General features: G+C 74.1%; 1 protein-coding gene and 1 pseudogene. One reads left to right on the top strand and one right to left on the bottom strand.

Annotation, left to right across the window (positions count from 1 at the left end):
• Nucleotides 1–799 (top strand): annotated as a pseudogene (locus tag ACK5M9_RS01020) (hypothetical protein); the annotation flags it as partial.
• Here the strand turns inward: ACK5M9_RS01020 and ACK5M9_RS01025 are convergent.
• The gene (locus ACK5M9_RS01025) at nucleotides 783–1,937 is read right to left on the bottom strand and encodes a glycosyltransferase family 4 protein (RefSeq protein ID WP_416891351.1); all 1,155 of its coding nucleotides are present in this window, start codon (nucleotides 1,935–1,937) and stop codon (nucleotides 783–785) included. The pseudogene ACK5M9_RS01020 and the gene ACK5M9_RS01025 overlap by 17 nt on opposite strands.
• Between the last annotated feature and the right edge of the window lie 87 nt (nucleotides 1,938–2,024).

Below are 2,024 nucleotides of genomic sequence, written 5' to 3' on the forward strand. Positions count from 1 at the left end.
GCTGGCCGCGCTGGCGGTCGCGGGGCCCGCGGCGCTGGCCACCGGGCCCGGGCTGGCCGGGCTGCGGGCGGCGGTCGAGGCGGTGCCGGCACTGGGGGTGTTGCGCGACGGCCAGAAGTGGGTGGGGTTGGCGATGCCGGGATACACGCTGGCCGCCGCCGCTGCGGTGCTGACGCTGCGCCACCGGATGCCGGCCGCGGTGACGGCGACGGCGTGCTGTCTGGCGCTGGTGCTGGCACTGCCGGATCTGGCCTGGGGCGCCTGGGGTCGGGTAACCGCGGTGCACTATCCGCCCGGATGGGCGCGGGTCGCCGCCAGGATCAACGCCGAGCCGGGTCGCCCGGGATCGGTGGCCGTGCTGCCGTCCGGCACGATGCGACGATTCGACTGGTCGGGTGCGGCGCCGGTGCTGGACCCGCTGCCGCGCTGGGTTCGTGCCGAGGTGCTGACGACGGGTGACCTGGTCATCGCCGGGATCACGGTGCCGGGGGAGGGCGATCGTGCCCGGACGGTGCGGCGGCTATTGCTGGCCGGTGCCGAACCGTCGGAGCTGGCGGCGGCCGGGGTGTCCTGGCTGGTCGTCGAATCGGACACCCCCGGGGACATGGGCGCGGCGAACCGCACGGTGTCCCGGCTGCCACGGGCCTACCGCGACCGCCGGATCGCGCTCTACCGGGTCGGCGGACAGACGCCCGGTGCGTCCGCGGGGGTGCGCGATGCCGCGCTGGCCGCGCATCTGGGCTGGCTGGTGTTGCTGGTGGTCGGGGGCGCCGGCGCGACCGTCAGATCACGCCGCTGAGAAGGCGCCCAGAGCGCACGGCCTCCAGCACCGTACCCATGGCCTCCGCGCTTTGGCGCCAGGAGAACTCCACGCTGCGGGCCTGGGCTTTGGCGCCCAGCTGGTCGCGCAGCACCGGGTCGGACAGCAACTCGCCGAGCCGGTCGACCATCGCCGCCCGGTCGTCGACCAGGATGCCGGTGACGCCGTCGATCACCGAGTCGCCCAATCCGCCGGATGCGCGATAGCCGATGGTCGGCACGCCGTGCTGGCCGGCCTCGACCACTGCCAGGCCCCACCCCTCTTTGCGCGAGGGCAGCAACTGCACCCAGGCGCTTTGCAGCACATGATGTTTGGCGAGGTCGTCGATGTGACCGTGGAAGGTCACCGCGTCGGCGATGCCGAGTTGTCGTACCCGGTCGACCAGGACCGCGCGCCACCACCCGTCGCCGACGACGTCGAGATGCAGCCCGGGTATGCGCGGCCGCAACTCGGCCACCGATTCCAGCGCGTCTTCGATCTGCTTGTGCGGCACCAGCCGGGACAGCACCACCACTCGCGGCGCGGCCGACCGGGGCGCGGACATCGTCGGCGCCGGAGCCTCGTCGAGACCGTTGCGCACCACCGCTATCCGCTTCGCATCCACCCCGAGATCGACCAGGTCCCGTGCCGACGGCAGGGACACCGTCACATACTGGTTGCCCCGGTGCAGCCGCGGCGACACCCTCGACTCGACGAACCAGCCGATCCGGGAGAGCACCGGGCCCGCCACCGGCCACTGCTCGCGGTGGCAGTGATGCACCAGCACCACCGCGCGGCGCCCATGGATCAGCCGGGCCAGGAACGGCAGCCCGTTCTGGGTGTCGACGACCACGTCGGGCCGGACGCGGCGCAGCGGCCCCAGTCCGATGCGGGCCAGCGCCATCGCCGCCGCGGCCCAGATGTAGACGGTGTAGCGGCCCCCGGCGCGGCTGAGGCGCACACCGTCGATGACTTCGCGGCGGGGTGCGCCCGGATAGCGCGCGGTGCGCAGTGTGACGCCGATGCCGTCCGCGGCCAACTGGGCGCCGATACGCTGCAGGTAGGTTTCGCTGCCGCCGCCTTGGGGGTGCCCGACGTCGCGCCAGCACAGCAGCAGGACGGAGCGCAGCTCGGACATTGTTCGCTAGCCTAACCTGGCCGGGTCGGGCCGGGGTGCGGGCCGGGCGCCGGACGGCCCGGCGGCGGGCGGCCGGGCGGCGGGCGA

It is taken from the genome of Mycobacterium sp. (genome assembly GCF_047975165.1).
GTDB lineage: Bacteria > Actinomycetota > Actinomycetes > Mycobacteriales > Mycobacteriaceae > Mycobacterium.

Excerpts from the sequence above, each read along its gene's own strand:
- ACK5M9_RS01025 (WP_416891351.1), bottom strand. The coding sequence starts at position 1,937 with ATGTCCGAGCTGCGCTCCGTCCTGCTGCTGTGCTGGCGCGACGTCGGG.